We start from the raw sequence: 25,558 nt of genomic DNA, 5'->3' as shown, positions 1-25,558 counted from the left end.
AAAATCTCCCGGGTCACGCTGTCGGTTTGTCCAACACCCGCTCCAGGGTGCGGGTCACGCCGTTGTCGCGCAGGCTGTTGTAGCAGCGCTCGAAGGCTTCGACAAAGGCCGGAGAGTTGGGGATGGCGCTGCCGAAGATCTCCTCGACCGCCAGCAATCGCTGGCTGATCAGTGCGTCGTCCGCCACCAGCGCCTGGCAGAACGCGGCGCGCGGGTCGGGAATGCGGTAGGTGTCGCCGTTTTCGTCCACGCCCTTGAGGTACCGGGCCCAGGCGGCGACCACCAGGGCGGCGCGCTCGGTGTCGCGGCCTTCGGCGATCAGGCGGTTGAGGGTCGGCACGCTGAACTTGGGCAGCTTCGACGAGCCGTCGGAGCAGACCCGTTCAAGCTGGTCGGCAATCGCCCGGTTGGAGAAACGCGCCACCAGGGTGTCCTTGTAGGCGCAGAGGTCGATGCCCGGCACCGGCGCCAGTTGCGGGGTCACGTCCAGGTCCATGTAGGCGCGCATGTACGCCACGAACAGCGGGTCGGCCATGGTCTCGTGGACAAAGCGATAACCCTTGAGGAACCCCAGGTAGGTCAGGGCCAGGTGGCTGCCGTTGAGCAGCTTGATCTTCATCTCCTCATAGGGCGTGACGTCGTCGGTGAATTGCACGCCGACCTTTTCCCAGGCCGGCCGGCCGCTGACGAACTTGTCTTCCAGCACCCATTGCGCAAAGGGCTCGCAGACCACCGGCCAGGCGTCGTCGATGCCGTGCTGGTCGTGCAGCTGCAGGCGGTGAGCGGTGCTGGTCATCGGCGTGATGCGGTCGACCATGGCATTGGGGAAGCTGACGTGGGTGGCGATCCAGTCGCGCAGGTCGGCGTCGCGCTGCCCGGCGAAGGCCAGCAGCGCCTTGCGGGTCACCGCGCCGTTGTGCGGCAGGTTATCGCAGGACATCAGGGTAAAGGCCGGGACCCCGGCCGCCCGGCGCTGGTCCAGGGCCGCGCAGAGAAAACCGAACACGGTCTGCGGCTGCTGCGGGTGGGCCAGGTCGTGCTGGATCTGCGGCAGGTGGGCCATGAACTCGCCGCTGCTGTCGTCGATGCAGTAGCCACCCTCGGTAATGGTCAGCGAGACGATGCGGATCTGCGGGTCGGCCAGTTTGTCGATCAGCGCCTGGGCGCCGTCTTCGGCCAGCAGCATGTCGCTAATGGCGCCGATCACCCGCACTTCGGCGGCATCGCTGTCGCCCAGCTCGAACAGGGTGAACAGGTAGTCCTGGCCGGCCAGGTCGTCGCGGGCGCGGCGGTCCTCGGTGCGCAGGCCGACCCCGCAGATGCTCCAGTCCAGGCCTTCGCCGGTGTTCATCAGGGCATCGGTGTAATAGGCCTGGTGGGCCCGGTGGAAACCACCCACGCCGATATGCACCATGCCCTGCCGGAGCTCGGCCAGGTCGTAGGCGGGCAGGCGGACTTCAGGGGCCAGGTGGTGGAGGTTGTGTCGGTTCAGTTTCATCGTTCGGTTCTCGTTCAGGCGGCGGCGCGCAGCGGCCTGGCCACGGCCACGCCGTCGGCATCGAAGAGGTGGCAGTGCTCGGCGTCCAGGTTCAGGCTCAGCTGCTGGCCATAGGCGCTGGCCAGGTCGCCGCGGATGCGCAGGGTCAGGGCCTCGCCGGAAGCGGTGACGACGTGGCAGAAGGTGTCGCTGCCCAGGCGTTCGCTGACGTCGGCGGTGACCGGCAGGGTGCAGTCGCCGGGCCGGGCCAGCTCCAGGTGCTCGGGACGAATGCCCAGGGTCACCGGGCTGCCGACGCTCAAGTGGGCGCCGCTCTGCGGCAGCTGGATGCGGGTGCCGGCCTCCAGCAGCACCTCGCAGCCCTGGCCATCGACCCGGCTCAGCCGGCCCTTGAGAAAGCCCATCTTCGGCGTGCCGAGGAAGCCGGCGACAAACAGGTTGGCCGGGCTGTGGTACAGCTCCAGCGGCGAGCCCACCTGTTCCACGCGCCCGCCATTGAGCACCACCACCTTGTCGGCCAGGGTCATGGCTTCGACCTGGTCGTGGGTCACGTAGATCATGGTCGCCTGCAGCTCTTTATGCAGGCGCGCCAGCTCCAGGCGCATCTGCACCCGCAGCGCCGCGTCGAGGTTGGACAGCGGCTCGTCGAACAGGAAGATCTTCGGGTTGCGCACGATGGCCCGGCCGATGGCCACGCGCTGGCGCTGGCCGCCGGACAGCTGCTTGGGCTTGCGCTCGAGCATCGGTCCCAGTTCGAGGATGCGCGCCGCTTCGTCGACCTTCTGTTGCACCTCGGCTCTCGGCACGCCGGCCAGGTCCAGGGCGAAGGACATGTTCTTGCGCACGCTCATGTGCGGGTACAGGGCGTAGGTCTGGAACACCATGGCCAGGTCGCGCTTGGCCGGGCTGACTTCGGTGATGTCGCGGCCATCGAGCTCGATGGTGCCGCCGCTGACTTCCTCCAGCCCGGCGATCAGCCGCAGCAGGGTGGATTTGCCGCAGCCCGAGGGGCCGACGAAGACCACGAACTCCTTGTCGCGCACCTCCAGGTCGATGCCTTTGATGATGGAAAAACCTTCGAAGCCTTTTTGCAGATTGTTGATTTTCAGGTTGGCCATGACGGGCCTCCATGTTTCTGAATGTCGGTGTAGCCGCTGCCGCAGGCTGCGACAGGCACCGAAGGGGCCTCGGCGTCTGTGCGATCGCTGGCGAGCCTGCGGCTCGATCGCAGCCTTCGGCAGCGGCTACAGGTAGTGAGTCGTCTGGTTATTTCACGGCGCCGAAGGACAGGCCGCGCACCAGTTGTTTCTGGCTGATCCAGCCGAAGATCAGGATCGGCGCGCAGGCCAGGGTCGAGACCGCCGAGAGCTTGGCCCAGAACAGCCCTTCGGGGCTGGAGTAGGAGGCGATCAGCGCGGTCAGCGGCGCGGCGTTGGACGAGGTCAGGTTCAGCGACCAGAACGCCTCGTTCCAGCACAGGATCAGCGACAGCAACACGGTGGAGGCCAGCCCGCCCTTGGCGATCGGCAGCAGCACCCGGAGCATTTCCTGGCCCAGGGTCGCGCCGTCCAGCCGCGCGGCCTCGAGGATGTCCCGGGGGATGTCCTTGAAGTAGGTGTAAATCATCCAGACCACGATCGGCAGGTTGATCAGGGTGTAGATCGCGATCAGCGCGATGCGCGTGTCCAGCAGGCCAAAGCTCTTGGCCAGCAGGTAGATCGGCATCAGCACGCCCACCGGCGGCAGCATCTTGGTCGACAGCATCCACAGCAGGGTGCGCTTGGTGTTGCGGGTTTCAAAGAAGGCCATGGAGTAGGCCGCCGGTACCGCGATCAGCAGGCACAGGGCGGTGGCGCTGAAGGAGATCACCACCGAGTTCCAGGCGAAGGCGAAGTAGTTGCTGCGCTCGTTGATGTGCAGGTAGTTCTCCAGCGTCGGCGTGAAGATGAACTGCGGCGGCGTGGCAAAGGCGTCGATTTCGCTCTTGAAGCTGGTCAGCAGCATCCAGAAGATCGGGAAGAAGATCAGGATCGCGATGGCCCAGGCCAGGGTGCCGAGCAGCAGGCTTTGCAGGCGGCGGGATTGTTGCAGGGTCATGGCGCGCACCTCAGGGCTTGTCAGTCAGGTTTTTGCCGAGCATCCGTACCAGGATGATCGCGGCGATATTGGCGATGACCACGGCGATCAGGCCGCCGGCCGAGGCCATGCCCACGTCGAACTGCACCAGCGCCTGGTTGTAGATCAGGTAGGCGAGGTTGGTCGAGGCGTAGCCCGGGCCACCGTTGGTGGTGGTGAAGATTTCGGCGAACACCGAGAGCAGGAAGATGGTCTCGATCATCACCACCACCGCGATCGGCCGCGCCAGGTGCGGCAGGGTCAGGTGCCAGAAGATCGCGATGGCCCCGGCGCCATCCAGGCGCGCGGCTTCCTTCTGTTCCTGGTCCAGCGACTGCATGGCGGTCATCAGGATCAGGATCGCGAACGGCAGCCACTGCCACGAGACAATGATGATGATCGACAGCAGCGGATAGTGGGCCAGCCAGTCCACCGGCTGGGCGCCGAACAGCTTCCACACGGCGGCGAGAATCCCCGACACCGGGTGGAAGATCAGGTTCTTCCAGATCAGCGCGCCCACCGTGGGCATGATGAAGAACGGCGAGATCAGCAGCACCCGGACAATGCCGCGGCCGAGGAATTCGCTGGCCTCCAGCAGGGCGCTGATCAGCACCCCGAACACCACGCTGATCAGCAGCACGCTGCCGACCAGCAACAGAGTGTTGGCGGCCCCGGGCAGGAAGCCCGAGTCGGTGAGGAAGTAGCTGAAGTTCTCCAGGCCGACGAACTGGTTCTCGCCGGGGTACAGCAGGTTGTAGCGGATCAGCGAGAAGTACAGGGTCATGCCCAGCGGCACGATCATCCACAGCAGCAACAGCGCCACCGAGGGGCTGACCAGGAACCAGCCGGGGTTGAGCAGGCGGCGCTTGCGCGCGGCCTGGGGGATTTGCAGATGAGCGTTGGCAGTCGAGGTATTCATGGCGATCACAACCGTTCCGGTACAGATGCGTTCCCTCCCGTAGGAGCGAGCTTGCTCGCGATCACGCCGAAGGCGTGGAAAGCATCGCGAGCAAGCTCGCTCCTACAGGTACAGGGATGGGGGATTACTTGGGGTAGCCGGCGCGTTTCATTTCGCGTTCGGTGGTCTGCTGCGCGGCGGCCAGGGCCTGGTCGACCGTGGTCTGGCCGATCAGCGCGGCGGAGAACAGCTTGCCGACCTGGGTGCCGATGGCCTGGAACTCGGGGATGGTCACCAGCTGGATACCGATGTAGGGCACCGGCTTGAGGGTCGGCCTGGTCGGGTCGGCGACTTTCAGCGATTCCAGGGTCACCCTGGCGAACGGCGCGGCTTGCATATAGGCCTCGCTGTAGGTGGAGGCGCGGGTGCCCGGCGGTACGTTGGCGATGCCGTCTTTCTCGGCGACCAGGGCCCCGTATTCCTTGGACGTGGCCCAGGTGGCGAAGGTTTGCGCGGCGTCCTTGGCCTTGGAACTGGTGGGGATCGCCAGCGCCCAGGAGTACATCCAGGCGCTGCCCTTGTCAGTCACCTGCTGCGGCGCGTAGGTAAAGCCGACGTGTTCACTGACCTTGCTCTGCGCCTTGTCGGTGACGAAGGAGCCGGCGACGCTGGCGTCGACCCAGATCGCGCACTTGCCGCTGTTGAACAGCGCCAGGTTCTCGTTGAAACCGTTGCTGGAGGCGCCGGGCGGGCCGGCCTTTTTCATGGTGTCGACGTAGAAGGCCAGGGCGTTTTTCCATTCCGGCCCGGTGAATTCCGGCTGCCACTGCTCATTGAACCAGCGCGCGCCGAAACCGTTGGCCAGGGTGGTGATCAGGGCCATGTTTTCGCCCCAGCCGGCCTTGCCGCGCAGGCAGATGCCGTACTGTTCCTGCTCGGGTTTGTTGAGCTTGCCGGCGAATTCGCCGATCTGTTCCCAGGTCGGGTGTTCGGGCATGACCAGGCCGGCGTCCTTGAACAGGTCGGTGCGGTAGTAGGTCATCGAGCTTTCGGCGTAGAACGGCAGGGCGTACAGCGTGCCCTTGGCCGACAGGCCTTCGCGGACCGCAGGGAAGATGTCCTGCAGGTCATAGGCGGCGGGCAGGTCCTGCATCGGTTGCAGCCAGCCCTTGGCGCCCCAGAGTGCGGCTTCGTACATGCCGATGGTCAGCACGTCGAATTGCCCGCCCTGGGTGGCGATGTCGGTGGTCAGGCGCTGGCGCAGCACGTTCTCTTCGAGCACCACCCAGTTCAGCTTGATGTCCGGGTGCTCGCTCTCGAAGGCCTTCGAGAGTTTCTGCATGCGGATCATGTCGCTGTTGTTGACGGTGGCGATAGTCACGGTCTGGGCGCCGAGGCTGACGCCGCTTAAGGTCATGCAGGTGGTGACGAGCAGGGCTTTGATGCAGGGTTTCATCGTGCACTCCTCTTCCGGGCCCGGTGGGCGGCAGAAGGACGGTTATTGTTGTTGTGTCTTCCGGATGCTGGGAAGAATGTGGGCTGATTACAGCCCTCAACGACCGCGCCTGACAAATCATCCCTGACACTTGAATTGATACTTTTTTGCACTGCGATGAAAGCCTTCGCCCGGCGCAAGCCGCCATGGGCCAAGGATTCGCCCGTTCGGGCCGGGTAAAACAGGGGAGATTGCGTATTGGTTTTTTTACCGTGGCGGCCTGGACCGGAGAACGGCGAGAAGGTGCCGATGACAGTGGCGAAGCCCCGGTCGACCGGGGCTTCGCACTGAGGGGAGGGGTCAGAAGCTATAGGTGGCCGACATGATCGCCGCGCGCGCGTCGCCGTACTCGATGGCCGAGGAGCGTGTCGTCGAGCCGCTCTGCTGGCGCACCCGTTCCACGTAGTCCTTGTCGAACAGGTTGTTGACGTTCAGCTGCAGGTCGAGGTTGTGGTTGACCTTGTAGCCGAGCATGGCGTTGTGCACCCAGTAGGCGTCCAGCTTGGCGCGGGTACTGGAGCTGACGTTGCGCTCGCTGACATAACGAGTGCCGTAACCCAGGGTCCAGCCGGCCGGCAGTTCATAGGTGGTCCACAGGTTGAGCGAGCGCGGCGGGGTGTTGCCCAGGGCCTGGCCCTTGCGCGCGATGCCCGAGGCGGTGTTCGCCGCGTTGAGGATCTCACTGTCGAGGAAGGTGTAGTTGGCGAACACATCCCACTGCTCGCTGACATGCCCGGTGACGCCGATTTCCACACCTTGCACCCGCTGCTTGCCGGCCAGTTGGGTCGAACCGTCGGCCATGGTTTCCCGGGCGTTGCTCTTCTCTACGCGAAACAGCGCTCCGTCCAGTTCCAGGCGCTTGTCCAGCAGCTCCCACTTGGTGCCCAGTTCCCAGGTCTCGTTCTTCTCCGGCGCCAGGTCCTGGTTGCCCTTGCTCAAGCCGCCGCCGGTGGAGGCCAGGTTCTCGGCGGAAGGGTTGAAGGAATTACCCCACGCGGCATAGATGCGCCCGTTCTCGGTCGGCTTGAACACCAGCCCGGTGCGCGCGCTGGCCTTGTTCGTGTCCGAGGCCAGGCTGTCGCTCTTCACATGGCTGGCCGAGTACTTGTCGACATCGCCCTTGATCTTGTCGTAGCGCAGGCCGAGGTTGAGGTCCCAGCGCTCGCTCAGGGCGATGTTATCGAACAGGTAGTACGCCTGGCCCTTGAGGGTGGTCTCGGTATAGCCGCTGGTGGCCTTGTTGACCGGGCCGTTCCAGCGCCCGGGCGGGCTGCCCAGGGCGTAGCCGTTGCGCGGATACAGGGCCGTGCTCAGGCCATGGTTGTAGGTCTTCAGGTCGAGGGTTTCCCGCGACAGTTCCAGGCCCGCCACCAGGTCGTGGCGCATGCCGGCGAATTCGAAGTCGCCGATCAGGTTGCTCTGGTTGATCCACATCTCGGTGGTGGCGTCGCGCCCGTAGGCCTGGGGCCCGGCCGGGCGGTAGCGACCCGCCGGCAGGCCGCTGGTATTGACATGGGACGCCGAGACGACGGTGTCGCGCGCGGTGCGGCTGTAGCGCGTGAGGTTCTGCAGGCGCAGGTGGTCGTTGAAGTCATGCTCGAAGTCGGCGGTGAAGGCGTTCTGTTCGATCTCTTCCTTGTCGAGGTTCTTCCAGCCGAAATAGGCATCGCGCTTGACCCCGGCCAGCTTCTTGCCGTCGAGCGCCGGCACGCCATAGTCCGGCAGGTTGTCGTCGCTCTGGTGGAAGGCGCTGAGGGTCAGCCGGGTGGCGTCGCTGAAGCCCAGGCGCAACGAGGGCGCGATGCCCCAGCGCTCGCGGTCGATTTTCTCGCGGCCGGGCACATCGTTCTGATGGCCCATCAGGTTGATCCGCACCGCGCTGTCCTGGCCGACGCCTTCCAGCGGCTGGTTGCTGTCCAGTGTCAGGCGGTAGTAGTTATCGCTGCCGAGGCTGCCGCCCAGACGGGTGAAGGCCTGGTTCTTCGGTTGCTTGCTGACCACGTTGATGCTGCCGCCGGTGGTGCCGGCGCCGCCGAACACCGAGTTGGGGCCCTTGATGACCTCCACCTGCTCGACGTTGAAGGTGTCGGAACGGTTGGTCTGCGCGCTGTCGCGCAGGCCGTCGATCTGCATGTTGCTGTTGGCCGAGAAGCCACGGATGTTGATGCTGTCCCCCGAGCCGCCACCGCCTTCGCCGGCATTGAAGGTGATGCCGGACACGTTCGACAGCACCTGGCGCAGGCTCAGCGCCTGCTGTTCCTGGATCAGCTTGGGTGGCACCACGGTGATGGTCTGCGGGGTGTCCAGCAGCGGCGCCACGTACTTGGCGGAGGCCGAGCGTTCGGTGCGGGAACCGGGTTGCTCGGCTTCGACCTTGATGTTGTCCAGTTGCAGGGATTTCTGCCGTTCGCCGGCTTCGGCCGCGCCGGCGCAGGAGGCGAGGGCAAGGCCCAGGGTAGAGGCCAGCAGGCGATGTGGTGGCAGTGTCGATGGGGCTTTCGTTTGCATAAGAAACGCTCTCTTTTTGGTGAGAGTTAATCCTATTTGAGATTGATTGCTAAGAACGGCTGCGAGGGGGCTACTTGCGGCTATCCCGCGAAATTTAGGACGTTTCTAAAGGGAGCCCAGTAAAAGTCACTACTGGGTGTCGGACGTATGCTGCACTTTAGATAAAAGCGCTCTGGCTTTTTACCGGTCACTGCCTAAGATGACCGGCCATCTCTTTATGCAGGAAGCCGTTCAGCGCGATGTCGGAAAAAGACACCATCTCCATGCAACTGGTGCGCGAAGCGCTGCTGCAAAGCTGCGCCCCGGGTGCCGCCAGCGATGAAGTGCTGCTCAAGGCCGGTATCGACCCGGCCCGGCTGGATGTCAGTGCCGCCCGCGTGCCCGCGCTGGCCTATGCCCGGCTGTGGCGCCTGCTGGCCCGGCGCACGGACGACGAGTTTTTCGGCATGGACCCGCGCAAGCTGAAATCCGGCAGCCTGGCGTTTCTCTGTCGCACCGCCATGGCCCGGCAGAATCTGGCCGCGGGCCTGGAGTCCGGGCTGGCGTTCCTGTCGCTGATGCTCGAACGGCTGCCGGCCCAACTGGTGCGCCAGCAGAGCCTGGCGGAGATCGTCCTGCTGGAGGATGAGCAGGCGCCGCGCCGCGCCTTCACCTATTTCACCTACTGGATGATCGTCCACGGCGTGGCCTGCTGGCTGGCCGGGCGGCGCATCCCGATCCTGGCCATCGAGCTGCGCTGCCCGGAGCCGGACTTCTGCGACGACTACCAGGTGATGTTCTCGCAGAACCTGCGCTTCGACCGGCCGCGCACGCGGATGATCATTGCCGCCGACTGCCTGGATTTGCCGATCAAGCGCAGTGACGAGGAGCTCAAGCGCTTCCTGGCCCAGGCGCCGGCCAACATCCTGGTCAAATACCGCGACCCAGAGAGCCTGGCCAGCCGCATCAAGCACGACCTGCGCCAGCTGCCCGCGGCCCAGTGGCCGGAGACCGAGAGCCTGGCCCACAGCTTGTGCATGTCGGCCTCGACCCTGCGCCGCCGCCTGGCGGAAGAAGGGCAGACCTACCAGGGCCTCAAGGACGGGGTGCGCAAGGAGCTGGCGATCGCCTGGCTGGCCGAGCCGCAGATCAGCTTCACGGAAATCGCCAGCCGCCTGGGCTTCGCCGACGCCAGCTCGTTCTACAAGGCCTTTCGCAAATGGTCCGGCTCCAACCCCGGGCACTATCGCAGCCTGATCCTCAACGACCCGACCTGAGCGCCTCCCTGCAGCCGCTGTCGCAGGCTGCGATCAACCGGAACGGTCGCAAAGGCGTGCAGCGCGGTGTCTCTGATGCACCGCGTCAAGACTGACAGCGAGTCCTGCGGCCTCGATCGCAGCCTGCGGCAGCGGCTACGGGGAACCTGGGTAGCCGCTGCCGAGCAGCGCGAGGCTGCGATCGGCAACGCAGTTGCCGCAAAACCTGAGCTTGCCGTGCGTCAGGCCGAACGCGCCGCCCGGCTTGCGACCGCTGCGCGGTCGGTCGCAGCCTCGCAGCCTCGGCAGCGGCTACAGGGGCTTGATCGCCATGGGATTCTTGGCCAAACCAGTCACGCAACTTGAAAGCTTTGACCATTGTCCCGCCCGGGCCGTGGCGCCAGTATTTGCCTGATGTCTTTGTGGTTCCCATTGGTTCCCATCCTAATAAGAACAGCGAGGGATTCTGGCAATGCGCGATTACCTGTCTGCCACGGCACACTTCAATTATCAGCACACCGTCGACGCGGCCTTGCACGGCTCCTTGTCGGCCCTCAATGCCTGCGTCGAATGCTGTGACCGGCACGCCTTGCCGGGGCGCATCGCGCTGTTCTGGGAGGGCCGCGACGGCAGCAGCGCGACCTACACCTTCAGCGAGTTGCAGGACCAGGCCGCGCGTTTCGCCAACTTCCTGCTGGCCCAGGGCGTGGGCCAGGGCGACAAGGTCGCCGGCCTGCTGCCGCGCAACGTCGAACTGTTGATCGCGGTACTCGCCACCTGGCGCATCGGCGCGGTCTACCAGCCGCTGTTCACCGCCTTCGGCCCCAAGGCCATCGAACACCGCCTGGGCAGTTCCGGGGCCAAGGTGGTGGTGACCGACGCGGTCAACCGGCCAAAGCTCGCTGAAGTGGCGGACTGCCCGACCATCGTCACGGTCGCGGGCGCCAAGGGCCAGGGCATCGTCCGCGGCGACTTCAGTTTCTGGGCCGAGCTGGGCAATTACCCGGCGCAGTGCGAGCCCGTGCTGCTGACCGGCGAAGACCCGTTCCTGCTGATGTTCACCTCCGGCACCACCGGCCCGTCCAAAGCCCTGTACGTGCCGCTCAAGGCCATCGTCGCGTTCCAGAGCTACACCCGCGACGCCGTCGACCTGCGCCCCGAAGACGCGTTCTGGAACGTCGCCGACCCGGGCTGGGCCTATGGCATCTACTTCGGCGTCACCGGCCCGCTGGGCCTGGGCCACCCGATCACCTTCTACGATGGGCCCTTCACCCTGGAAAGCACTTGCCGGGTGATCAACAAATACGGGATCAGCAACCTCACCGGTTCACCAACCGCGTATCGCCTGCTGATCGCCGGCGGCGACGAGTTCGCCCGTTCGATCAAGGGCAAGCTGCGCATCGTCAGCAGCGCCGGCGAGCCGCTGAACCCGGAGGTGATTCGCTGGTTCGCCGACAACCTCGGCGTGGTGATCCACGACCATTACGGCCAGACCGAGCTGGGCATGGTCCTGTGCAACCACCACGGCCTGGAGCACCCGGTGCATGTCGGCGCGGCCGGTTTCGCCTCGCCCGGCCACCGCATCGTGGTGCTCGACGAGCAGTACCAGGAACTGTCGGTCGGCCAGCCGGGGATCCTCGCCATCGACCGCAGCCAGTCGCCGATGTGCTGGTTCAACGGCTACCACGGCGTGGTGACCAAGGCCTTCGTCGGCAACTACTACCTCAGCGGCGACACCGTGGAGCTGAACCCGGACGGCAGCATCAGCTTCGTCGGGCGCAGCGACGACGTGATCACCACCTCCGGTTACCGGGTCGGCCCGTTCGACGTCGAGAGCGCGCTGATCGAGCACCCGGCGGTGGTCGAGGCGGCGGTGATCGGCAAGCCCGATCCGGAGCGCACCGAGCTGGTCAAGGCCTTCGTCGTGCTCAGCCCGCAGTACCGCGCCGCGCCGGAGCTGGCCGAAGAGCTGCGCCAGCATGTGCGCAAGCGCCTGGCCGCGCACTCGTACCCCCGTGAAATCGAATTTGTCAGCGAATTGCCGAAAACCCCAAGCGGCAAGTTGCAGCGCTTCATCCTGCGCAACCAGGAAATCGCCAAGGCTCAAGAGGCCGCGGCGCACAAGGCTTCGGCCTGAATTACCCAGGAACTCATGATGCACATCGAAAACAAGGTTTTTCTCGTCAGCGGCGGCGCTTCCGGTCTCGGTGCGGCCACCGCGCAGATGCTGGTCAAGGCCGGCGCCCAGGTGATGCTGGTGGATCTCAACGCCGAGGCCGTCGCGGCCCAGGCGCGCCAGCTCGGCTGCCAGAGCACGGTCGCCGATATCACTGACGAAGCGGCCGCCGAAGCGGCGGTGCAGGCCACGCTCAAGGCATTCGGCGGCTTGCACGGGCTGGTCAACTGCGCCGGCATCGTGCGCGGCGAGAAGATACTCGGCAAGCACGGTCCCCATGCCCTGGCCAGCTTCAGCCAGGTGATCAACGTCAACCTGATCGGCAGCTTCAACCTGATGCGCCTGGCCGCGGCGGCGATTGCCGAAGGCGAGCCGAACGCCGACGGCGAGCGCGGGGTGATCATCAACACCGCCTCGGCGGCGGCCTTCGACGGACAGATCGGCCAGGCCGCCTATGCCGCGTCCAAGGGCGCCATCGCCAGCCTGACCCTGCCGGCCGCTCGCGAACTGGCGCGCTTCGGCATCCGGGTGATGACCATCGCCCCGGGCATTTTCGAAACCCCGATGATGGCCGGCATGAGCGACGAAGTCCGCGCGTCGCTGGCCGCCGGCGTGCCGTTCCCGCCACGCCTGGGCAAGCCGGACGAGTACGCCGCGCTGGTCGGGCATATCATTAGCAACAGCATGCTCAATGGCGAGGTGATCCGTCTCGACGGCGCCTTGCGCATGGCAGCCAAGTAAAGAGGATTGATCATGAACCAGGATCCGATCGTTATCGTCAGCGCCGTCCGCACCCCCATGGGCGGCTTCCAGGGCGAGCTGAAAAGCCTGACCGCGCCGCAGCTTGGCGCCGCCGCTATCCGTGCCGCCGTCGAGCGTGCCGGGGTGGCCAGCGACAGCGTCGATGAAGTGCTGTTCGGCTGCGTGCTGCCGGCCGGTCTCGGCCAGGCGCCGGCCCGTCAGGCGGCGCTGGGCGCCGGGCTGGACAAGGCCACCCGCTGTACCACCCTGAACAAGATGTGCGGCTCCGGCATGGCCGCGACCATCGCCGCCCACGACATGCTGCTGGCCGGCAGCGCCGAGGTAGTGATCGCCGGCGGCATGGAAAGCATGTCCAACGCGCCTTACCTGCTGGACCGCGCCCGCAGCGGCTACCGCATGGGCCACGGGCGGGTGCTCGACCACATGTTCCTCGACGGCCTCGAAGACGCCTACGACAAGGGCCGGCTGATGGGCACCTTCGCCGAAGACTGCGCCCAGGATAACGGCTTCAGCCGCGAAGCCCAGGACGCCTTCGCCGTGGCCTCGCTGACCCGCGCCCAGCAGGCGATCAAGGACGGCAGCTTCAAGGCGGAAATCGTGCCGCTGCAGGTCACCGTCGGCAAGGAACAGCAGACCATCAGCGACGACGAACAGCCACCCAAGGCCAGGCTGGACAAGATCGCCGCGCTGAAACCGGCGTTCCGCGACGGCGGCACCGTCACCGCGGCCAACTCCAGCTCGATCTCCGACGGCGCCGCGGCCCTGGTGCTGATGCGCCGTTCCGAGGCGGAGAAACGTGGCCTCAAGCCGCTGGCGGTGATCCACGGTCACGCGGCGTTCGCCGACACCCCGGGGCTGTTCCCGGTGGCCCCGGTCGGGGCGATCAAGACGCTGCTGAAGAAAACCGGCTGGTCCATCGACCAGGTCGAGCTGTTCGAAATCAACGAAGCCTTTGCCGTGGTCAGCCTGGTCACCATGCAGAAGCTGGAAATCCCCCACGACAAGGTCAACGTCCACGGCGGCGCTTGTGCCCTGGGCCACCCGATCGGCGCGTCCGGCGCGCGGATCCTGGTGACCCTGCTCTCGGCCCTGCGCCAGCAAGGCCTGAAGCGCGGCGTCGCGGCCATCTGCATCGGCGGCGGCGAAGCCACGGCCATGGCCGTCGAATGCCTGTATTAAGGAATCAGCATGCTGCCTAATGACGAACAACAGCAGATCAGCGACGCGGCCCGACAGTTCGCCCAGGAACGCCTGAAGCCGTTCGCCGCCGAATGGGACCGCGAGCATCGCTTCCCCCGCGAGGCCATCGGCGAGATGGCCGGGCTGGGCTTCTTCGGCATGCTGGTGCCGGAGCAGTGGGGCGGTTGCGACACCGGTTACCTGGCCTACGCCATGGCCCTGGAAGAGATCGCCGCCGGCGACGGCGCCTGCTCGACCATCATGAGCGTGCACAACTCGGTGGGGTGCGTGCCGATCCTCAAGTTCGGCAACGACGAGCAGAAGGAGCGTTTCCTCAAGCCCCTGGCCAGCGGCGCCATGCTCGGCGCCTTCGCCCTGACCGAACCCCAGGCCGGCTCCGACGCCAGCAGCCTGAAAACCCGCGCGCGGCGGGAGGGCGAGCATTACGTGCTCAACGGCTGCAAGCAGTTCATTACCTCCGGGCAGAACGCCGGGGTGGTGATCGTGTTCGCGGTGACCGACCCGGCGGCAGGCAAGCGCGGCATCAGCGCCTTTATCGTGCCCACCGACTCGCCGGGCTACAGCGTCGCGCGGGTGGAAGACAAGCTCGGACAGCACGCCTCCGACACTTGCCAGATTCTCTTCGAGGACGTGAAGGTGCCGCTGGCCAACCGCCTGGGCGAGGAGGGCGAGGGCTACAAGATCGCCCTGGCCAACCTCGAAGGCGGTCGCGTGGGCATCGCCTCGCAATCGGTGGGCATGGCCCGCGCGGCCTTCGAAGCCGCCCGTGACTACGCCCGCGAGCGGCAGAGCTTCGGCAAGCCGATCATCGAGCATCAGGCGGTGGCCTTCCGCCTGGCGGACATGGCCACCCAGATCGCCGTGGCGCGGCAGATGGTGCACTACGCCGCGGCCTTGCGCGACAGCGGCAAGCCGGCGCTGGTGGAGGCGTCGATGGCCAAGCTGTTCGCCTCGGAAATGGCCGAGAAGGTCTGTTCCGCCGCCTTGCAAACCCTGGGCGGCTATGGCTACTTGAACGACTTTCCGCTGGAGCGCATCTACCGCGACGTGCGGGTCTGCCAGATCTACGAAGGCACCAGCGACATTCAGCGCATGGTCATTTCGCGCAACCTCTGACTTTTAGCAGGAGCTGATCCATGAGTTACGAAACCATTCTGTTGGAGATCAAGGACCGCGTCGGCCTGATCACCCTTAACCGTCCGCAGGCACTGAACGCCCTCAACGCGCAGATCGTCAGCGAAGTGAACCAGGCCCTGGACAGCCTGGAAGCCGATCCGCGGATCGGCTGCATCGTCCTCACCGGCTCGAAGAAGGCCTTCGCCGCCGGCGCCGACATCAAGGAAATGGCCGAGCTGACCTACCCGCGGATCTACATGGACGACCTGTTCAGCGACAGCGACCGGGTGGCCAACCGGCGCAAGCCGATCATCGCCGCGGTCAACGGTTTTGCCCTGGGCGGCGGCTGTGAACTGGCGTTGATGTGCGACTTCATCCTGGCCGGCGACAACGCCAAGTTCGGTCAGCCGGAAATCAACCTCGGGGTGCTGCCGGGCATGGGCGGCACCCAGCGCCTGACCCGCGCCGTGGGCAAGGCCAAGGCCATGGAAATGTGCCTGACCGGGCGTTTTATCGATGCGGTGGAAGCCGAGCGTTGTGGCATCGTCGCGCGCATCGTGCCGGCCGATGAGCTGTTGGACGAGGCGTTGAAAGTCGCGGCGCTGATCGCCGGCAAATCGCTGCCGGTGAGCATGATGATCAAGGAAAGCGTGAACCGCGCCTTCGAAGTCAGCCTCTCGGAAGGCGTGCGTTTCGAGCGCCGGGTGTTCCATGCGGCCTTCGCCACCGAGGACCAGAAGGAAGGCATGGCGGCGTTCATCGCCAAGCGCGAGGCGCAGTTCAAGGACAAATAGTCCGGGTTGTCGCTCGCCATGAAAAATCGCAGCCTTGGCTGCGATTTTTTTGTGTGGTGACGGAAGCTATCGCGGGTAGCGCGTGTGCCTGTAGCCGCTGGCGCAGCCTGCGATCGAGGCCGAAGGACTCGCTGCCGGCCTTGACGCGGTTCATCTACCGAACCGCGTTGCCCGCCTTGCGACCGTCCCGGTCGATCGCAGGCTGCGCCAGCGGCTACATCGGTTGGCGGGGGTTGAAATGCTTTCGCGGGCAAGCCTCGCTCCTACGGGGTTGTGTTGTTTGCGTCATAGCAATCAACACGCGCGCCTGTAGGAGCGAGGCTTGCCCGCGAAGCTTTTGGGGTCACAACAGATAGTGCTTCAACTCCCGGGCGATCAGCATGCGCTGGATCTCGCTGGAGCCTTCGTAGATCTGGGTGATCCGCGCGTCCCGGTAGTAGCGCTCCACCGGGTAGTCCTCGAGGTAGCCGTAGCCGCCGTGGATCTGGATCGCCGAGGAGCAGACCTTCTCGGCCATTTCCGAGGCGAACAGCTTGGCCTGGGAGGCTTCCGACAGGCACGGCTGGCCAGCGCTGCGCAGGCGCGCGGCATGCAGGATCAGCAGGCGCGCGGCGTTGAGGCGGGTGTGCATGTCGGCCAGCAGGTTGGCGATGCTCTGGTGCTCGATGATCGGCTTGTCGAACTGCACCCGCTCGCGGGCGTAGGCCAGCGCCGCCTCGAACGCGGCACGGGCGATACCCAGGGCCTGGGCGGCGATGCCGATGCGGCCGCCTTCGAGGTTGGACAGGGCGATGGCCAGGCCCTTGCCGCGCTCGCCCAGCAGGTTGGCTTCAGGGATGGTGCACTGGTTGAAGGTCACCGCGCAGGTGTCCGAGGCGCGGATGCCCATCTTGTGTTCGCTGCGGTCAACCACGAATCCCGGGGTGTCGGTGGGCACCAGGAACGCCGACAGGCCTTTCTTGCCCAGCTCGGGATCGGTCACCGCGAAGACGATGGCCAGCTTGGCGCGCCGGCCGTTGCTGACGAACTGCTTGGCGCCGTTGATCACCCACTGGCCGTCCTTGAGTTCGGCGCGGGTGCGCAGGTTGTGGGCTTCGGAGCCGGCCTGGGGTTCGGTCAGGCAGAAGCAGCCGATTGCCTGGCCGCTGGCCAGGTCCGCCAGCCAGGTCTGTTTCTGTTGCTCGCTGCCGTAGTTGAGGATCGGCCCGCAGCCCACCGAGTTGTGGATGCTCATCAGCGCACCGGTGGCGCCGTCGCCAGCGGAGATTTCTTCCACCGCCAGGGCGTAGGCCACGTAGTCGACGTAGGTGCCGCCCCATTCCTCGGGCACCACCATGCCCAGCAGGCCCAGTTCGCCCATCTTCGCCACCAGGGTGTCGTCGATCCAGCCGGCCTTTTCCCAGGCCTGGGCATGGGGGGCGATTTCACCGCGGGCGAAGTCCCGGGCCATGTCGCGGATCATCACCTGCTCTTCGCTCAATTCAATGTCGTGCATGGCTCAGCTCCGGCTGGGGTCGAAAGCGCTGAAGAAACTCGCCACGTGCGCGGCGTCCAGCGCCTGCAGGGTCGGTGGGTTCCAGCGTGGGTTCTTGTCTTTGTCGATCAGCAGGGCGCGCACGCCCTCGATCAGGTCGCCGCGCTCGAACCACTGGCGGTCCAGGTGCAGCTCCAGGGCGAAACACTGTTCCAGGCTCAACTGGCGGCCGCGTCGGAGCATTTCCAGGGTCACAGCCATGGCCAGGGGTGAGCGGGTCGACAGCAGGTCGGCAGTGCTGACAGCCCATTCATGAGTATCGCCCAGGGTCACTTCGCGCAGTTGCTGCACGATGCTCGGTACATCGGCCTGGGCAAAGAAGTGGTCGATGGCCGGGCGCAGCGCCGCCAGTGGCGCATCCGGCAATTGCTGCACACCGAGCTTGGCCAGCAGGCCTTGCAGATCCTTGAGCGGGGTGTCGTGCCATTGCAGGCTGTCGAGGCGCTGGTCCAGCAGGCTCAGATGGTCGCTCTCCAGGTACCAGTCCGCCAGCCCGCAGTACAGGGCGTCGGCGGCGCGGATCTGCACGCCGCTGACCCCCAGGTAGATGCCCAGCTCGCCGGGGATGCGCGACAGGAAATAACTGCCGCCGACATCCGGGAAATAACCGATGCCGACTTCCGGCATCGCCAGGCGGCTGCGCTCGGTGACCAGCCGCAGGTCGGCGCCCTGGACCAGGCCCATGCCGCCGCCGAGGACAAAACCGTCCATCAGCGCCAGCACCGGCTTGCGGTAACGGTGGATCGCCAGGTCCAGCGCGTATTCCTCGACGAAGAATTCCTCGTGCAGGGTCTGGCCGTTCTGGTAGCTGTCGTACAGGGTGCGGATATCGCCGCCGGCGCAGAAGGCCTTTTCGCCGGCGCCGCGCAGGACCACCGCGTGCACCTGCGGGTCCTGGGCCCAGGCATCGAGCTGGCGCTGCAGGGTGCGCACCATGCCGAGGGTGATGGCATTGAGGCCGGCGGGGCGGTTGAGGGTCAGGTGACCGATATGGTTGCGGACTTCGGCCAGCACGTCCTGTGGCGAGGCCTCGACCGACGTGGCGCCGGTGTCTCGCGTGGCCTGGGATGGAACCTGAGCAGTCATCACTAACTCCCTGCTTTTATTGTTCTTTATAGGTGTGTTCGCGCGCGAACGATGAGGGATCGTAACAGTGCAAATTTGCCATGTACAACCGGGATAACTGCAGGTTGGCTGTGCATTTTTGCATGGGCGCGCGGGACTCGCGACAGCGCCGCCCATGGCCTGCCTTCAACGCCCGGAACACTTGAACAGCACGCTCTGGCTGGCCCGCAGCCGCTCCTCGCAGCCCAGGGGTTGCAGCTGCGCGCGGTCCCGGTCCAAGTCCTTGGCCCGGCGCGCCAGGTAGAAGGCGCCGCTGGCGGGCAACTCCGCGAGGTCCTTGACCCGCCGCGCCTGCCCCGCGCTGTAGAACTCCCCTGAATAGGAGCGCCGCCCCCAGTAGTACAGCGGCGCGGCCTCGGTCGCTTGCAGGTCGCTCCAGGCCCGGGCCAGGGCTTGCTGGTTCTGTGGGCGCTGGAAGGTTCCGCCCTCGACCACCGCGACCGTCATCCCCAGGGGCAGGGCCAGCGCCAGGCCGGCCACCAGTTTGCCGGGGGCGTTCAAGCGCGTGCGCAGGGCCAGCGCCAGCAGCAGGCACCAGGCGGGCAGGGCGGGCAGCACATAGGTCCAGAGGATGTTGCCGGAGAAGGTGAAGAACAGCGGGGTGGTGAGCGCCCACAGGCTGATGAAGCTCAGGCTGGGACGCATGCCCGCCTGCTGCCGATAGACCCCGTACAGCAGGGGCAGGAACAGGCTCCAGGGGAACAGCGCCAGCAGCAGGTCCAGCCAGATGCTGCCGGTCGGGCGGGCATGGGCGCTGCCATACAGGTCGCCGGCCCAGTCGCTGATCACATAGCGTTTCCAGTGTTCGCCCACCAGGAAGTAATCGAGAAACCCGGGGCTGCGCAGTTCGGTCCATACATACCAGGGCAGCGCCACCAGCAGCATCAGCGCCAGGCCGCTGAACCAGGGCAGGGCCCGGAGGGCGCGCCATTGTTTGTTCAGCAAGGTCCAGAGCCCCGCCTGGACGCCCATCAGCACCAGCGCCAGCGGTCCCTTGGCCAGCAGCCCCAGGCCGAGGCCGAAGTAGCCGGCCAGGGCCCAGGCCCGGTCGCCATGCACGGTGCCGCGCCAGAAGCCATAACCGGCCAGCAGCACGGCGAAGCCCAGGGCCGGATCGGTCAGCACCACACCCGCCGAGACCAGGCCCAGGCTGGAGCTGGAAAACAGGATGGCCGCCACCAGCCCTGTGCGTTCGTCGTATTCCTCGCGGGCGAAGCGGATGACGATCAGGCAACTGCCGACATGCAGCAGCCAGGCGGGCAAGCGCGCGGCGAACTCGTTGATGCCCAGTAACTGCATGCCCAGGGCCTGGGTCCAGAAGGCCAGCGGCGGCTTGCCCCAGAAAGGCACGCCGTAGTCGAACATTGGGGTTACCCAGTCGTCGAGTTCGAGCATCTTGCGCGCCATTTCGGCGTAGCGCGCTTCCGAGGTGTCCATCAGGGGGTAAAGGCCGAGGGTCATCAGGCGCAGGCCCAGGATGCCGAGCAGCAGCCACCACAGGTGGCGGGTTGAAAGGTTGTTCATCGGATCTCGTCTTGTTCGTTGGACTGCACGCTGGGTGGTGCTTCCAGCCGCCGGGGAAAACCGCCAAAGGTGCTGCGCAGGAAATACAGGGGGCGGCGCTTGACCTCGACCAGCGTGGCGCCGATGTACTCGCCGACCATGGCGATTCCCACCAGGGCCAGGGCCAATGCGCCGAGGATCAGGTGATGCACGTCGAAGGCCTCGATCAGCCACTGGCGCAGCAGGTAGCCGCCGGTCAGCAGCAGGGCCGCCAGGCTGAGCACGCTGAACCAGCGCAGGGGTTTGCGGGAGAACGCCAGCACGCCTTCCATGGCCAGGTCCACCAGTGCCATGGGGCTCCATTTGGACTCACCGGCGCCGCGGCGCGCCCGTTCGTAGGGGATTTCCACGCTCTTGAAGCCCAGCCAGTTGACCAGGCCTTTCATCAGGGTGGCGCGCTCGGGCATGGCGCGCAGCGCGTGCAGGGGTGCGGCGCCGATCAGGCGAAAGTCGCTGACGTCCGGCGGCACCGGGTACTTGTCCACCAGCAGGTTCATCAGCTTGTAGTAGAGCCGGGCGCTCAGGCGCTTGCCCGCGGTGTCGCTGCGCCGGTCGCTGCGCTGCATGTTGACGATGTCGTTGCCGGCCAGCCATTGGCGGACCATCAGCGGAATCAGTTCCGGCGGGTCCTGCAAGTCGGCATCGATAAACAGCAGCGCATCGCCGGTGGCATGATCGAGCCCGGCGGACATCGCCGACTCCTTGCCGAAGTTGCGACTCAAGTTGAGGCAACGTACAGCGGGCATGTGGCAGAACGCTTCCAATAAGTCGCAACTGCCATCCTGGCTCCCGTCATTCACATACAATACTTCGTAAGTTACCGGAAGTGTCTGCATCACCAACATCAGGCGGCGATGAAACTCGGGCAGGACATGAGCTTCGTTATAACAGCAGATAATAACGCTGAGCATGTCGTGCGTGTCTGGTTGAACGCAACTAGGCAACTTCATTTTTAAAAGTCCAGGTTCGGTTTATCCAGTAACTGACCAGGGTCAGGCAGAGGGTGCTGAGCACTTGCATCAGCAGTGGCGAGTCAGGTTCGAAGCGCAGCAAAAACAGCATCAGCAAGGCATTGCCGAGGTTGTAGCCAGCGGCCGTCAGGCAGAACCGCAGGGCCTGATCCGCCCTGGCCTGGCGGTCCGCCCGGGAGAAGGTCCAGCGCCGGTTGCCCTGGTAGCTGACCCAGGTGCCCAGGCCGGCCCCCAGCAGGCTCGCCAGCAGCGCCGGCATGCACGCGAGCAGGGCCAGGAACAACGCGTAGTGACTCAAGGTGGCGAGAACGCCGACCAGGGCATATCGGGAAAGTTGCTGCAGATAATGATTGAAGGAGGTTTTTAATGATTGCGACATCGACAATTCCCAGAATGGCGAGCCCGTTAATTCTTCGAGGAGTTGTGTCGAGGTTAAGTGGGGTTTTTGTGAAAATATTGTTTGTCGGGTCGGGGAAGATATTTCACGAAGTAACCTGACAAATAAGACATTATTTGTACGGCGTCAGTAAAGTCGCGGTGTTGCCGGAGTTGGAAACAACTAAGCTTACTGCAACATGTCGTGGCTGTTATCCAGCTGTCAGCTTGTCATGGTCAGTCCCGGGCAAGAGTTGAAAACCTGGTTCGATGGCCGAGGCTCGTTACAATGGCGCTCGACTTTCGTGACCCAGAGGCAACATGGACATCGACCTGGCCCGCACCTTTTTGCAAATCGTCCGCAGCGGCAGCCTGATCGCCGCGGCCGAACGCCTGCACCTGACCCAGACCGCGATCAGCGCCCGGGTGCAGAACCTCGAAGGCCAGCTCAACTGCAAGCTGTTCGTGCGCAACCGCGCCGGGGCCCGGCTGACGGCCGACGGCGAGGCGTTCATCGTCTACGCCAACCAGCTGGTGCAAACCTGGGAAGCCGCCCAGCGCGACCTGCCGCTGCTGGCCGGTTATCGCAACGTGCTGCACATCGGCGGTGAAGTCAGCCTGTGCAACCCGCTGATGCTCAACTGGGTAAGGCGCTTGCGCCAGGCGATTCCCAGCCACGCGGTGCGCAGCCAGATCGCCGAGGGCGCGAGCCTGCAACGCCAGCTGGAGCTCGGTGTGCTGGATGCCGCGCTGGTGTTCCAGCCGGTGTACGGGCCGGGGTTGCAGGTCGAGCAGTTACTGGAGGAAAAGCTGATCCTGGTGCGCCTGGCCGGCAAACCCGAGCCTTATGTGTACATCGACTGGGGCGAGGATTTCCGCCGCCAGCACGACGCGGCGCTGCCGGACCAGGCCAAGGCCGCGGTGGGTTTCAACCTCGGGCCGCTGGCCTTGCAGTTCATTCTCGAAGGCGGTGGCAGCGGCTACTTCCGCACCCGGGTGGTGCAAAGCTACCTGGACAGCGGCGTGCTGGAACGGGTGGAAAAGGCCCCGGAATTCAACTTTCCGACCTACCTGCTGTACGCCCGCGAACGGGATTCGGCGCAGCTGCAGCAGGCCTTCGAGGTGCTGCGCGAAGTCATCGCCAGCGACACCGACTGGTCGCAGCGTTGGGATCCGATGATCTGAGTCGTAAAACGCGGCGCCTGGATTTACGACCGCTTCGCGGTCGAGCGCAGCCTGCGGCAGCGGCTACAGGGATCGCGGAGTCTGTGTAGCCGCTGCCGAGCCCGCGAGGCTGCGATCGACAACGCAGTTGCCGCAAAACCTGGGTTCGCGATCTGTCCGGATAACCCGATCACACCCGCGGCGCCAACACCTCGCCAATACTGCGCCGGCGCGCATGGGCCTCACTGGCGTGGATCAGTTGCTCCAGATCTTGCGGGGTGACGTCGAAGAACTCCTGCATTTCATCCAGCGCCAGCTTGAGGTCGGCGGCGGTGATGGCCTGGGTATCGCTCGGCGGATGGTCGGCGGGCAGTTGGGTCGCGGGTTCGCTCTGGCCCTTGGGGTAGCGGATGCGGGTCAGGTTGTTGTAGGCCAGGGCGCTGAGCAACAGGCACAGGGCCGCCAGCATCACCGGGCCCAGGGCCTGCCAGTCGAGGGCGATGGTGGCCGGGTCGGCCAGCACCATCGTCAGGGCCACGGCGCCGGCCGGCGGATGCAGGCAGCGCAGCCAGCACATCAGCACCAGGGACATGCCGGCGGCCAGGCAGGCGCTGCCCAGGGTGCGCCCGAGCACATGGGCCACCAGCAACGCCAGGACCGCGGCGCACAGGTAGCCGCCGAGGATCGACCAGGGTTGCGCCAGCGCCCCCGACGACACCGCGAACAGCAGCACCGCCGAGGCCCCCAGCGGACCGATCAGGTGCAGCGCCACCTCCATGCCGAACACCCGGCCGCACAACCAGACACTGAACAGCGTGCCCAAGGCCATGCCGATCGCGGCGCGGCTCCATTCCGAGGGGCGGGTATTGATGGCGGCGGGTTTCCAGCGAGCGAGCATGACGAAGCGATCCAATTCCGGTTTTGCGGGCAAAAAGAAGGGCTTGTCTGGAGCACCAGAAAGCCCTGAAACGTTCCAACAGTTGGGGGGAGGAACCGGCACAGTGTGCCGATCAAACCAAGCGCCTACAAATTCATAATAATGCTGTTTAAGTGCATTATTTTTGTACTGTGGCGGCCTGGGCCACCCGCCGTCCGCTCATGAAACACAGCAGGCCGCCCAAGGCGGTCAAGCTGCTCAGGGCATAGAACATGGTCGGTGCCGGGGTATGCACCAGCAGGTAGCCGCAGATCACCGGGCTCAAGGCGCCGCCCAGGGCCGCGAGGTTCTGCGCGCCGTAATAGCTGCCGCGCAGGGCCTCGGGGGCCAGGGTGTCGATGAACAGGAATTCCGCCGGGTAGATGATCATCTCGCCAAGGGTGAAGACGAACATCGCCAGGCACCAGCCCAGCAGGCTGTCGGCCAGGCTGAAGCCGATCAGGCCGAGGATGAACAGGCTGGTGCCGACGGCGATCCAGTAGCGCAGCTGTTCGCGCTTGAGGAAACGGCCGATCTGGTACTGCAGCAGGATCACGCTGATGGCGTTGCAGGCCAGCAGGGCGGCCATGGTGTCGAGGGCGCTTTTCGCGTCTTCGGTGACCAGCAGGTACTGCGACAGGTACAGGGTGAAACGCCCGTGGACGATGGTGCTGAGCAGGCAGCCGCAGGTGAACATGATCAGCGTGCGGTCGTTTTTCAGGGTCACCAGGGTGTCGAGGAAACTCTGCGGTTTGCTCAGCGAGGGCAGGCCCGTCGTGGCTGGAATGCCGCGCATCAGCAGGGTGCTGAGAAAGGCGATAGCGCCAGCGATCAGGAACGGCGCCAGCGGCAGCTGCCCGGCGATCACCACGCCGAGCATGGGGCCGGTGGCGTAGCCGATATTGGTCAGGGTGTAGCGCAGGGAGAACACTCTGGCCCGCTGACTCACCGGCAGGTTTTCGCTGATGATCGCCTTGGAGCCGATCAGGAACAGCGCCGAGGCGGTTTCGGTGATCACCAGGATCGCGGTGGTCAGGTAGAGGTTGTGGGCGAAGGTCAGCAGTACAAAGCCGATGCCGCTGGAGAGCATGCTCAGGATCAGCAGCCGGCGCTTGTCCAGGCGATCGAGGATGTAGCCGCCATACAGCGCGAGCAGCGTGGCGATGAACACCGCGACCCCCAGCAGCAGGCCGACGTCCTGCTGGTCGAGGCTGAGTTTTTCGCTGAGGAACAGGGTGAGCAGGGGACTGGTGATGGCGCGACTGACGACAATGGTCAGCGAGCAGATCATCAGGCGGCGGATAACCAGCGAGTAAGTGGCCACGGTGGTGCACGAGTCCTTGTTGTCTGAGTGGGCGACAATCCCTAGCGATCCTGCAGCCCCAGGCTTGCCATCCTCTGACAGTTGCGCGAGCACTTCAAGACAGGCCCGCACCCCATCTCAAATACCGCACCCATCTTCCGTAGGAGCGAAGCTTGCTCGCGATAAGGCCGGCACATTCAACGGCGGCGATGTGGCCTGTCAGGCCGTCATCGCGAGCAAGCTTCGCTCCTACAGTTGCATGGGGTGGGCAGGCAGTATCAGGCGCATGGCGCAGCGCCGGGCCGCCGGCAGGCCATGGCGAGCTTCCTCGGCCAGCACCTGCCGCAGGCGCGGCCCCAATTGCTCGGCGTCCAGGGTGACGAAACCGCAGCGCTGGTAGAAGGGTTCATTCCACGGCAACTGGCGAAAGGTGCTCAGGGTCAGGGCGGTAAACCCCTGCTGGCGCGCCTGTTCGCCCACCGTCTGCAGCAGGCGACGGCCGATGCCGCGTCCTTGGGCGGCGCTGGCGACCGAGATCTCCCAGATATGCAGCGCGTCAGCGCAGGCTTCGGCGTCGAGGAAGGCGCACACCTTTTGGTCGAGCACCGCCACCCACACCCGCTGCTGGCGGATATGTGCGCGGTGCTGCGCGGCGTCGGACACCTCGGCGTCGGCCAGCCAGGCCAGTTCGGGGTCGCGGCGAAACAGCGCGGCGGCGCTGCGTTCGATGGCGGGGAGCAGGGGGGCATCGGCCTCTGTGGCCAGGCGGATTTGCAGAGTCATGGGGCGCGAGTGTAAGGAGCCAGGGCG

At 65.4% G+C, this 25,558-nt stretch carries 21 protein-coding genes; 7 read left to right on the top strand and 14 right to left on the bottom strand.

The annotated features are described in order from the left end of the window. Nucleotides 1-13: 13 nt before the first annotated feature. The 6 genes from PMI20_RS15800 to PMI20_RS15775 all read right to left on the bottom strand — a co-directional run bounded on the left by PMI20_RS15800 (nt 14) and on the right by PMI20_RS15775 (nt 8,514). Complete coding sequence (locus PMI20_RS15800; RefSeq protein ID WP_007932892.1) at nt 14-1,498, bottom strand: mannitol dehydrogenase family protein; 1,485 nt, start codon at nt 1,496-1,498, stop codon at nt 14-16. A gap of 14 nt (nt 1,499-1,512) precedes the next feature. Then, a complete protein-coding gene (locus PMI20_RS15795) occupies nt 1,513-2,616 on the bottom strand; it encodes an ABC transporter ATP-binding protein (protein ID WP_007932890.1) in 1,104 nt (367 codons plus the stop codon). 148 nt (nt 2,617-2,764) lie between these two features. Then, nucleotides 2,765-3,595 (bottom strand): carbohydrate ABC transporter permease, encoded by an 831-nt coding sequence (locus PMI20_RS15790; RefSeq protein ID WP_007930872.1) that lies wholly within the window; start codon nt 3,593-3,595, stop codon nt 2,765-2,767. Nucleotides 3,596-3,605: 10 nt separating this feature from the next. Continuing rightward, entirely contained in the window at nt 3,606-4,532 is a 927-nt protein-coding gene (locus tag PMI20_RS15785; RefSeq protein WP_007930873.1) for a carbohydrate ABC transporter permease, read from the bottom strand. Between the two features lie 124 nt (nt 4,533-4,656). Further along, complete coding sequence (locus tag PMI20_RS15780; protein WP_007930874.1) at nt 4,657-5,967, bottom strand: ABC transporter substrate-binding protein; 1,311 nt, start codon at nt 5,965-5,967, stop codon at nt 4,657-4,659. A gap of 339 nt (nt 5,968-6,306) precedes the next feature. Continuing rightward, nucleotides 6,307-8,514 carry a TonB-dependent receptor gene (locus PMI20_RS15775; RefSeq protein WP_007930875.1) on the bottom strand — a complete coding sequence of 736 codons (2,208 nt, stop codon included), beginning with the start codon at nt 8,512-8,514 and terminating at the stop codon, nt 6,307-6,309. 239 nt (nt 8,515-8,753) lie between these two features. Here PMI20_RS15775 and PMI20_RS15770 point away from each other — a divergent pair, with 239 nt between their 5' ends. The 6 genes from PMI20_RS15770 (at nt 8,754) to PMI20_RS15745 (ending at nt 15,797) form a co-directional block, all read left to right on the top strand. Continuing rightward, nucleotides 8,754-9,770 (top strand): AraC family transcriptional regulator, encoded by a 1,017-nt coding sequence (locus PMI20_RS15770; protein WP_007930877.1) that lies wholly within the window; start codon nt 8,754-8,756, stop codon nt 9,768-9,770. 451 nt (nt 9,771-10,221) lie between these two features. After that, nucleotides 10,222-11,886, top strand: coding sequence for an AMP-binding protein (locus PMI20_RS15765; protein WP_007925740.1), 1,665 nt, complete (start codon nt 10,222-10,224; stop codon nt 11,884-11,886). Nucleotides 11,887-11,904: 18 nt separating this feature from the next. Further along, on the top strand, nt 11,905-12,666 hold the full coding sequence (locus PMI20_RS15760; protein ID WP_007925739.1) for an SDR family NAD(P)-dependent oxidoreductase: 762 nt from the start codon (nt 11,905-11,907) through the stop codon (nt 12,664-12,666). 12 nt (nt 12,667-12,678) lie between these two features. Next, the gene (locus PMI20_RS15755; protein WP_007925735.1) at nt 12,679-13,866 is read left to right on the top strand and encodes an acetyl-CoA C-acyltransferase; all 1,188 of its coding nucleotides are present in this window, start codon (nt 12,679-12,681) and stop codon (nt 13,864-13,866) included. Nucleotides 13,867-13,875: 9 nt separating this feature from the next. Next, nucleotides 13,876-15,003: an acyl-CoA dehydrogenase gene (locus tag PMI20_RS15750; protein ID WP_007925734.1), complete on the top strand. Its 1,128-nt coding sequence runs from the start codon at nt 13,876-13,878 to the stop codon at nt 15,001-15,003. Nucleotides 15,004-15,023: 20 nt separating this feature from the next. Beyond that, on the top strand, nt 15,024-15,797 hold the full coding sequence (locus PMI20_RS15745; RefSeq protein WP_007925732.1) for an enoyl-CoA hydratase: 774 nt from the start codon (nt 15,024-15,026) through the stop codon (nt 15,795-15,797). A gap of 343 nt (nt 15,798-16,140) precedes the next feature. On the opposite strand, the gene PMI20_RS15740 is transcribed toward PMI20_RS15745, so the two are convergent. The 5 genes from PMI20_RS15740 to PMI20_RS15720 all read right to left on the bottom strand — a co-directional run bounded on the left by PMI20_RS15740 (nt 16,141) and on the right by PMI20_RS15720 (nt 21,369). Next, nucleotides 16,141-17,292: an acyl-CoA dehydrogenase family protein gene (locus PMI20_RS15740; RefSeq protein ID WP_007925727.1), complete on the bottom strand. Its 1,152-nt coding sequence runs from the start codon at nt 17,290-17,292 to the stop codon at nt 16,141-16,143. 3 nt (nt 17,293-17,295) lie between these two features. Next, nucleotides 17,296-18,417: an enoyl-CoA hydratase/isomerase family protein gene (locus tag PMI20_RS15735; protein WP_007925723.1), complete on the bottom strand. Its 1,122-nt coding sequence runs from the start codon at nt 18,415-18,417 to the stop codon at nt 17,296-17,298. 165 nt (nt 18,418-18,582) lie between these two features. Further along, a complete protein-coding gene (locus PMI20_RS15730) occupies nt 18,583-19,980 on the bottom strand; it encodes an ArnT family glycosyltransferase (RefSeq protein ID WP_007925722.1) in 1,398 nt (465 codons plus the stop codon). After that, nucleotides 19,977-20,930 carry a glycosyltransferase family 2 protein gene (locus tag PMI20_RS15725; RefSeq protein ID WP_052034482.1) on the bottom strand — a complete coding sequence of 318 codons (954 nt, stop codon included), beginning with the start codon at nt 20,928-20,930 and terminating at the stop codon, nt 19,977-19,979. The genes PMI20_RS15730 and PMI20_RS15725 overlap by 4 nt, the downstream gene beginning before the upstream one ends. 25 nt (nt 20,931-20,955) lie before the next feature. Continuing rightward, nucleotides 20,956-21,369, bottom strand: coding sequence for a GtrA family protein (locus PMI20_RS15720; protein WP_007925720.1), 414 nt, complete (start codon nt 21,367-21,369; stop codon nt 20,956-20,958). A gap of 317 nt (nt 21,370-21,686) precedes the next feature. Here PMI20_RS15720 and PMI20_RS15715 point away from each other — a divergent pair, with 317 nt between their 5' ends. Next, nucleotides 21,687-22,550: a LysR family transcriptional regulator gene (locus PMI20_RS15715; RefSeq protein WP_007925718.1), complete on the top strand. Its 864-nt coding sequence runs from the start codon at nt 21,687-21,689 to the stop codon at nt 22,548-22,550. A gap of 169 nt (nt 22,551-22,719) precedes the next feature. Here the strand turns inward: PMI20_RS15715 and PMI20_RS15710 are convergent, their stop codons facing one another. The 3 genes from PMI20_RS15710 to PMI20_RS15700 form a co-directional block, all read right to left on the bottom strand. Then, the gene (locus PMI20_RS15710; RefSeq protein WP_007925711.1) at nt 22,720-23,427 is read right to left on the bottom strand and encodes an HPP family protein; all 708 of its coding nucleotides are present in this window, start codon (nt 23,425-23,427) and stop codon (nt 22,720-22,722) included. A 157-nt stretch (nt 23,428-23,584) separates the two neighbouring features. Continuing rightward, nucleotides 23,585-24,769, bottom strand: a complete 1,185-nt coding sequence (locus PMI20_RS15705) for an MFS transporter (protein ID WP_037034630.1) — start codon at nt 24,767-24,769, stop codon at nt 23,585-23,587. A gap of 228 nt (nt 24,770-24,997) precedes the next feature. Further along, a complete protein-coding gene (locus PMI20_RS15700; RefSeq protein WP_007925707.1) occupies nt 24,998-25,531 on the bottom strand; it encodes a GNAT family N-acetyltransferase in 534 nt (177 codons plus the stop codon). Between the last annotated feature and the right edge of the window lie 27 nt (nt 25,532-25,558).

It is taken from the genome of Pseudomonas sp. GM17 (assembly GCF_000282175.2).
GTDB classification, from domain to species: domain Bacteria; phylum Pseudomonadota; class Gammaproteobacteria; order Pseudomonadales; family Pseudomonadaceae; genus Aquipseudomonas; species Aquipseudomonas chlororaphis.
This window is presented reverse-complemented; position numbering and strand designations above follow the sequence as displayed.